The sequence below is a fragment of the Elioraea sp. Yellowstone genome (assembly GCF_006704265.1).
In the GTDB taxonomy this organism is placed as follows: Bacteria; Pseudomonadota; Alphaproteobacteria; order Acetobacterales; family Acetobacteraceae; genus Elioraea.
In genome coordinates this window covers 1-8,304 of record NZ_VIKA01000139.1, presented here as the reverse complement: position 1 = coordinate 8,304, position 8,304 = coordinate 1, and the positions used below count along the sequence as shown (strand labels likewise).

Sequence of the window (8,304 nt, the reverse complement as noted above, 5' to 3'; positions counted from 1 at the left end):
TGTCAGGCCGTCGCCGGGGGGGGCGCGCGCCCGCGCCTGCTCGAGGGCGGCGAGCCGGGCGCGCAGTTCGGTCACCTCCGCCCGCAGCGCCTCGAGCGCGCGCAGGCCGGGATCGAGCGTCTCGTCGCAGGGCGTGCCGTAGGGCAGCACGTCGGCGCCGGCAGGCCTGCGGTCCACCGGCCGGGCGGGGATGCCGACCACGGTCTGGCCCGGCGGCACGTCGGACAGCACCACCGCATTGGCGCCGACCCGCGCGCCCTCGCCGACCACGATCGGACCGAGGATCTTGGCGCCGGCGCCGAGGATCACCTTGTCGCCGATGGTCGGGTGGCGCTTGCCGCCGGCGAGCGAGGTGCCGCCGAGCGTCACCTGGTGGTACATCAGCACGTCGTCGCCGATCTCGGCGGTCTCGCCGATGACGACGCCGTCACCGTGGTCGATCACCAGCCGACGGCCGATGCGCGCGGCGGGATGGATCTCGATCCCGGTCAGAAGTCGCCCCAGATGCGAGAGGAGCCGTGCCGGCAGACGCAACCCCCAGTGCCAGAGACGGTGGGAGACGCGATGAAGCGCGATCGCATGCACGCCCGGGTAGCAGAGCAGCACCTCGATCCGTGACCGTGCCGCAGGATCGCGTGCGCGTACCGCATCGATTCCTTCAACCCAGCGTCCCGCCATGTTCAGCACGATTCCGGTGTTAATTCCGTGTGACGGTCACTATAGTGCCGCCGCTTTCAGGCCCGGAGCCCGCCTGGAGGCCATCGTTACCGGACCCGATCCCATGGTTGCGCTGCACCATGCGCGCTTGACGCTACGGAGTCCAAGCGCGGCCGTCAACAATCCGGCCATCGCCTGGCCGGACCGGGAACCGGGGACCGCATGGGGAAGGCCGGCGCGCGCCGGTTCTGCAATGACTGGGCTCCGAGGGGGACCGCGCGATGGCGCGTTGCGGACAGGACCGGAAACGACATGCCTGAAGTGATGTTCCAGGGGCCGGATGGCCGGCTGGAGGCTCGCTACCACCACGCGAAGATGCCGAATGCGCCGCTGGCGCTCGTGCTGCACCCGCACCCGCTGCATGGCGGCAACATGAACAACCGGGTGACCTACACCCTCTACCAGGTGTTCCAGCGCCTGGGCTTCTCGGTGATGCGCTTCAACTCCCGCGGCGTGGGCAAGAGCCAGGGCCGCTACAGCGGCGGCGAGGGCGAGCTCGCCGATGCCGCCGAGGCGCTCGACTGGCTGCAGCGCATCAACCCGAACAGCAAGACCGTGTGGGTCGCCGGCTACCAGTACGGCGCCTTCATCGGCATGCAGATGCTGATGCGGCGGCCCGAGGTGTGCGGCTTCATCTCGGTTGCGCCGCCGGCGAACCATTTCGACTTCAGCTTCCTCGCCCCGTGCCCGCAGTCGGGGCTGATCGTGACCGGCGCCAAGGACGAGATCGTGCCCGAACCGGCGGTGGCGAAGCTGGTCGCCAAGCTGAACTCGCAGAAGGGCATCAGGATCGACTACCGCGTGTTCGAGGACTGCGACCACTTCTTCGTCGAGCACTGCGACCGGCTGGCCGAGGCGGCGGAGGATCACCTGCTCGCCGCGCTCGGCCGCGACGAGCGGATGAAGCTCGCCGCCGACTGAGCCGCAGCCGCAGGGTCGGGCGGGGGCCGGAGCCGCCTGCGGGTCCGGCCCCTGTCACTCCGGCCGCGCGAGCCGCCCGCCCGGCAGCGGCCTCGACACGCCGGTCGTCGTCGGCAGGCTGAGCGGCAGGCCGCGCAGGCTGCGCGCGGCGAGATAGGCGAAGGCCTGCGCCTCCAGCGCATCCCCGTCCCACCCGACCGCCTCCACCGGATCGACCGGCGCGCCGAGCGTCGCACGCAGCGCCCCCATGATCGCCGCGTTGTGCCGCCCCCCGCCGGTCACCAGCCAGCGCAGCGGCGGCGCCGGCAGATGCGCCCGTACCGCGGCGACCGAGGCGGCGGTGAAGGCGGCGAGCGTGGCCGCCCCGTCCGCCGTCGAGAGCGCCGCGAGCCCGGAGGCTGCGATCGCGCGCGCGAAATCGAGCCGGTCGAGCGACTTCGGCGGCGGGACGGCGAAGAACGGATGCGCCATCAGCCGCGCCAGCACCGCCACCGCGACGCGCCCGGCAGCGGCGATCCGCCCGCCCTCGTCGTACGGCACGCCGGCGCGCCCCGCGACCCAGTCGTCGAGCGGACCGTTGCCGGGCCCGGTGTCGCAGGCGAGCACCGCACCGTCCGCGCCGATCCAGGTGACGTTGGCGACCCCGCCCAGGTTCAGCACCGCAAGCGGACGCGCGAGCCCGCCCGCCAGCGCCGCGTGCCAGAGCGGGGCGAGCGGCGCGCCCTGGCCGCCGGCAGCGACATCGGCGGAACGGAAGTCGTGCACCACCGCGATGCCGGTCGCCTCCGCAAGCCGCGCCGCATCGCCGATCTGCCAAGTGAGCCGCCGCTCCGGCCGGTGCAGGATGGTCTGGCCGTGGAAGCCCAGCGCCACGACCGCGCGCGCGGCCACCCCGGCGCGGGCGAGCAGCGCGGCCACGGCCTCGGCGTGCCGGTCGGTGAGCGCGCGCTCCGCCTCGGCGAGCTCCGGGTCGTCGCGCGCCAGCGTCTCCGCGCGGTCGAGCAGCCCGCGCAGCCGGCTGCGCAGCGCGGCGTCATAGGGCAGCGTCAGCGATGCGCCGGGGCGCGCGACCCCCTCGCCGTCGGTCTCGACGAGCGCCGCATCCACCCCGTCGAGCGACGTGCCGCTCATCAGCCCGAGATGCAGCCCCGGTTTTGCCCCCATGCGGCGACTGTGATAGCGAGCCCGCCCTCAAGGCAACGGGCAACGGACCATGAGCGAGCCCCGATCGGACTTCCTGCGCGAGGCCGCCCGACGCGGCTTCATCCACCAGTGCACCGATTTCGACGCGCTGGATGCGGCCCTCCACGCCGGCCCGGTCTCGGCCTATGTCGGCTATGACTGCACCGCCGACAGCCTGCATGTCGGCCATCTGATCTCCATCATGCTGCTCAGGCTGTGGCAGCGCACCGGCAACCGCCCGGTGGTGCTGCTGGGCGGCGGCACGACCAAGATCGGCGATCCCTCGGGCCGCGACGAGGGCCGCAGGCTGCTCTCCGAGGCGGAGATCGAGGCGAACAAGCGCGGCATCCGCCGCCCCTTCGCGCGCCTGCTCCGCTTCGGCACCGGCCCTGCGGATGCGATCGAGGCCGACAATGCCGAGTGGCTGGACGAGCTGCGCTACATCCCGCTCCTACGCGAGATCGGCGTGCACTTCTCGGTCAACCGCATGCTGTCGATGGACTCCGTGCGGCTCCGGCTCGAGCGCGACCAGCCGCTCTCGTTCCTCGAGTTCAACTACATGATCCTGCAGGCCTACGACTTCCGCGAGCTCAACCGCCGCTACGGCGTCACCGTGCAGATGGGCGGCTCGGACCAGTGGGGCAACATCGTCATGGGCGCCGATCTGATCCGCCGGACGGATCGGCGCGACGCCTTCGGCCTGACCGTGCCGCTGCTCGCCACCGCATCGGGCGCGAAGATGGGCAAGACCGCCGCGGGGGCGGTGTGGCTGAACGAGGACCGGCTCGCGCCGTTCGGCTACTGGCAGTTCTGGCGCAACACCGAGGATCCGGATGTGGGCCGCTTCCTGCGCCTGTTCACCGAACTGCCCGAGGACGAGATCGCGCGGCTCGAGGCGCTGCGCGGGGCGGAGCTGAACCAGGCGAAGATCGTGCTCGCGACCGAGGCGACCGCGCTCTTGCACGGGCGCGACGCGGCCGAGGCGGCGGCCAGGGCCGCGGCCGGCGTGGCCGAGGAGGGGCTGCCGACCGTGACGGTGCCGGAGCTTGCGGCCGGGATGCCGGCCTTCGCCCTCGTCGCGCGCGCCTTCGGGCTGGCCTCCAACGCCGAGGCACGGCGGCACATCCGCGGCGGCGCGGTGCGTCTGAACGACGCGCCGGTGACCGACGAGGCGGCGGTGATCGGCACGGAAGCGCTGCGCGACGGCACCGCACGGCTCAGCCTCGGGCGCCGCCAGCAGGTGCTGGTGCGCGCGGCGTAGTCGCTGGCGCGGTTTCCACACGAGTGGAAACCGCTCCAACCTGTCCTCGCGAGCAATCTTCACGCCTACGGCCGATTCCAGCCGTATGCGATCTGCCCTAGGCCGCGCGCAGCTCCCTCAGGAAGCCCTCGACCGCGCCGCGCATCGTTCCCGTCTCCGCATCGAGCCGCCCCGCCTCGCCCCTCACCGTCGCGCTCGCCTCCGCCGCCCGCACGGCGTTGTCGGCGACCCGGCGGATCGCGCCCGACACCTCGCCGGTACCGGCGGCAGCGTCCTGCACGGACCGCGCGATCTCGGCGGTCGCCGCGCCCTGCTGCTCCACCGCCGCCGCGACCGCGGAGGCGAGACCGCTGATCTGGTCGATCCGCCCGCCGATCGCGCGGATCGCCTCCACCGCGCCGCCGGTCGCGGCCTGCATGGCATTGATCTGCGCGCCGATCTCCTCGGTCGCCTTGGCGGTCTGGCTGGCGAGGTTCTTCACCTCGGACGCGACCACGGCGAAGCCCTTGCCCGCCTCGCCCGCGCGCGCCGCCTCGATCGTCGCGTTCAGCGCGAGCAGGTTGGTCTGCCCGGCGATGTCGTTGATCAGCCGCACCACGTCGCCGATCCGCGCCGCGGCCGCCGACAGCTCGCCCACCGAGGCATTGGTGCGCGCGCTCTCCTCGGCCGCCGCACGGGCGACCGATGCCGCCTCGGTCACCTGCCGGCCGATCTCGCGGATCGAGGCGGAGAGCTCCTCGGCGGCGGCGGCGACGGCGTTCACGCCGGCGGCGGCGCGGTCGGACGCGAGGGTGACCTCGGTCGAGAGGGAGACATTGCCGTTCGCGCTCTCGGCGATGGCGTCGGCGCTGCCGCGCAGCCGCGTGACCGCCTCGGCCACCGCCGCGACCGCGGCCATCACCTGCGCCTCGAACCGGTCGGCCAGCGCGACGCGGGCGGCGCGACGCTCCTCGGCGGCACGCGCCCGTTCGGCATCCAGGTTCGCCCGCGCCGCGGCGGCCTCCGCGCTGGTCCGGCGCAGGGTCTCGACCGCGCGGGCGAGTTCGCCCACCACGTCGCGCCGGTCGGTGCAGGGCACCGCGACATCGTGCGCGCCCTCGGCGACCTTCAGCGTCGCGTCGCGCAGAGTCCGCACGGGCGCGAGCGAGCGGCGGATCACGAGCGCGACCAGCAGGCCGGCCAGGGCGAGCGCCGTCAGGGCGGCGATTGCCGCGTCGCGCCTGGCGTCCCGCAGCATCGCGTCGAGCTCGGCGATCGGCACGCCGACGAACCAGAGCCCGATCTGCTTGCCGGAGCCGTCGCGGATCGGCTCGTAGATCGTCAGGTGGCGGCGCCCGAGGATGTCGTTCTCGCCGCGATAGGTCTGGCCGCGCGTGATGGCAGCGTCGAAGGCCGGACCGGGGGCGAGCCGCGTGCCCACGCCGCGCGACCCGTCCGGGCGCACCACGTTGGTGGCGATGCGCAGATCGCCGAGGAACAGGGTCGCGACCCCGCCGGCGATGTCCTTCACGGCGTCGACGATCTCGTTGCGGCCGTTCAGGGGCGTATCACCCGCGAGCATGCGGTCGCCCTCGACCCGGAGCGTGGCGCCGTGGCGGTGTACCTGGTCCTTGAGGACCCGCAGATTGACCTCGAGCGACCGCTGCGCGGCCTCGCGCTGTTCCCTCTCCAGCGTCGCGAGCGTCCACCAGGTGCTGGCGGCGACGGCGAGCGCACCGCCCAGCACGGCGGCCGCGATCACGCGGGCGCCGAGGCCGAGACGGGCGACCAGGCGCAAGGGATTGGCGCGCGCGAATACCGCAGTCGACATGATCGAAGCTCCGTTCCCAGATCGTGGTCGGATCATGCACACGCCCCATGAACAGAGCGTGAAGCCCGGCTATCCGCCGCCCCGACCCGTCCCGGGCCGATCCGGCTCGGCCGGCGGCCCGGGCGCCGCGCCCGGCTCGCCCGGATCGAGGAAGCCGAACAGGCCGCGCAGGAATCCCGGTGTCAGCGCCGCGAGCGGATTGACCGACACCTCGGGGTCGGCGAAGGAGCCGCGCACCCGGTAGGTCGCCGCGAACACCCCGCCGCCGCGCTCCGGCGAGAACAGCCGGCCGATCAGCGGGATGTGCCCCAGCAGCGTATTGAAGACGTAGGCCGGCACGATGGTGCCCTCGATCGCCAGCGTCTCGGCCGCGAGATCCACCCTGCCCCTGGCGGTGAAGCCGAGCGAAGGCCCGTAGGCGCGCGCATCGGCCAGCTCCAGCGTGTCGCCCTCGAGCCGGAAGGGCGCCACCAGGGTGCCGAACGAGAGCCCCGGGCCGCGCGCCAGCTCGAGCACGCCGTAGAGCGTCATCGCCTGCAGCACCCGCCCGATCGCGGGCGCATCGCGCAGGCGGAACTCCTCGATGGTGGCTTGGCCCGCGAGCGGGGAGGAGGGCGCCGTGTCGTCGAACCGCCCCTCCACGACAAGCCGGCCGCCGGCCATGCTGTCCAGCACGTCGAGCGTCGCCAGCAGCGCGCCCGCGTCGTCGGACCGGATCTCGAGCCGGCGGCCCTGGCCATCGGGACGGATGGTCGCCGTGAAGCCCCCACGGTCGCCGACCGCGCCCCTGGCATCGAGCACGGCGATGCGTCGGCCATCGTGACGCACCGCGACCGCGACGTCGCGCACCTGCCTGCCCTCGCCCAGCACCGCCCGGTCGAACCGGGCCTCGAGGGCGACCGCCGGCGAGGTCCGACGGTCCGCCGCGCTCCCGCGCGGCCGGCGCGACAGGTCGAGGACCGGCCCGCGCAGCGCGACCCGCCAGGCCTCGCCGTCGCGCGCCGGCGGACGCAGCTCGCCCGCGATCCGTGTCGTGCCGAGACGGAGATCCGCGATCTCGATCAGCTCGAGCCGGCCCCCCGAACCGAAGGCCGCACGGCCACGCCCGGCGAGATCCGGCCCCTGCAGCCGCGTCAGCTCCGCGGCGACCAGGCGCGGCCCGGCCAGCCGGAGCGTCGCCTCGGCCGAGGCCGCCGCCCCGGCGGGCTTCTCCCAGCCGAGTTCCGCCAGCGCCAGCCGGGCGCGGGCGAGGTCGGCGCGCAGCGTCACGCTCGACTGGCCGTCGCGTCGCACCGCGAGCCGCGCCTCGCCTCCCACCGCGCCGGTCAGATAGGGTGCGGGGTCGAAGCCGAAGGCCTGCGGCACGCCGGGCTGGGGAGCGAGGCGCAGCGAGGCGCGCTGGACGACCTGGTTCGCGGGGCCGGCACGGAAATCGGCCTCGTAGCCGAGCTGCGCCTCCAGCCCCGCCACCTTGCCCGTGCCCTCGAGCTTCAGCCCCGTCTCGGACGCCTCGAGCGCGAACCGTCCTGCCGTGATCGGCCTGCCCAGCACGGCATCCGGTACGGTCACCTCGCGCACGCGCGCGGTCGCACGCGCCTCGATCCCGTCCACCGTCAGCGCGTCGAGCAGCGGGAAGCGCAGCGCGAGATCGAGCGTGCCTTCGCCGGTGATTCCGGCCGGCGGCGGGTCACGACGGGCGAACAGGTCGAGCTTGGGATGGGCGAGCAGCGCGAGCGCAGCCGGCAGCGGCGTCTCGATCCTGACGGCGATGTCGGCCCATTGCGGCCTGGTGTCGAGGCCGGACAGCACGACGGTGGCATCGGTCGTGCGGATCTCGCCCACCGCGCCGCCGCGCGTCACCACCACCACCTTGTCGAGCGCGACGGTCGCGGTCGCGGCCACGCCGGTCGCGGGCGGCATGGGGCGGAGATAGTGCACGCTCGCCCCCTCGGCCTCGATCGTGCCGGCAAGCACCGTCGGCGTCAGCGCGAAGCTCGCCGGATCGAGCGTGGCGGCGAGGCTGAACCGCGCCCCGGTGATCATGCCCTCGGTGATGTTGGTGGTGATCCAGGCGCGCTCGCCGGTGCCGAGCCCCTCCGGCCAGAGGTCGGGCAGGTCGGCGAAGGCGACGCGGTCCAGGCGCGCCTCGGCGGCGAGCGACCAGAGCGTGCCGGCGCGCCCGAGGGTGGCGGTTGCGGTGACCGTGGGTCGCGGCCCATGCGTGGCCGGCAGAACGACCGCAGCCTCCTCCACGGTGACCGTGGCGCCGTCGAAGCGCAGCGCCGCGCGTGCCGAGGCGATCGGCATCGCCCCGCCGCCGGGCAGGCGTGCCCGACCCGGCCCGAGGGTCGCGGTGATGCGGCCGCTCTCGAGCGCGAGGGCGGGGCCGAGGGCGATCGCCACGGTGCCGGAG

At 74.1% G+C, this 8,304-nt stretch carries 6 protein-coding genes; 2 read left to right on the top strand and 4 right to left on the bottom strand.

Annotated features, from left to right (window positions below):
• Positions 1–678, bottom strand: a 678-nt coding sequence (gene cysE, locus FK498_RS15385; RefSeq protein ID WP_141856064.1) for a serine O-acetyltransferase, incomplete at its 3' end; no start/stop codon positions are given.
• Positions 679–969: 291 nt separating this feature from the next.
• Here cysE and FK498_RS15380 point away from each other — a divergent pair.
• Positions 970–1,638 carry an alpha/beta hydrolase gene (locus FK498_RS15380; RefSeq protein ID WP_141856062.1) on the top strand — a complete coding sequence of 223 codons (669 nt, stop codon included), beginning with the start codon at positions 970–972 and terminating at the stop codon, positions 1,636–1,638.
• A 54-nt stretch (positions 1,639–1,692) separates the two neighbouring features.
• On the opposite strand, the gene FK498_RS15375 is transcribed toward FK498_RS15380, so the two are convergent.
• The gene (locus tag FK498_RS15375) at positions 1,693–2,784 is read right to left on the bottom strand and encodes an anhydro-N-acetylmuramic acid kinase (protein WP_141856066.1); all 1,092 of its coding nucleotides are present in this window, start codon (positions 2,782–2,784) and stop codon (positions 1,693–1,695) included.
• A gap of 67 nt (positions 2,785–2,851) precedes the next feature.
• Here FK498_RS15375 and tyrS point away from each other — a divergent pair, with 67 nt between their 5' ends.
• A complete protein-coding gene (gene tyrS, locus FK498_RS15370; RefSeq protein WP_141856059.1) occupies positions 2,852–4,081 on the top strand; it encodes a tyrosine--tRNA ligase in 1,230 nt (409 codons plus the stop codon).
• Between the two features lie 97 nt (positions 4,082–4,178).
• On the opposite strand, the gene FK498_RS15365 is transcribed toward tyrS, so the two are convergent.
• Entirely contained in the window at positions 4,179–5,891 is a 1,713-nt protein-coding gene (locus FK498_RS15365; RefSeq protein WP_161988441.1) for a methyl-accepting chemotaxis protein, read from the bottom strand.
• Between the two features lie 69 nt (positions 5,892–5,960).
• On the bottom strand, positions 5,961–8,304 hold a 2,344-nt coding region (locus FK498_RS15360; RefSeq protein WP_141856055.1), incomplete at its 5' end, for an AsmA-like C-terminal region-containing protein.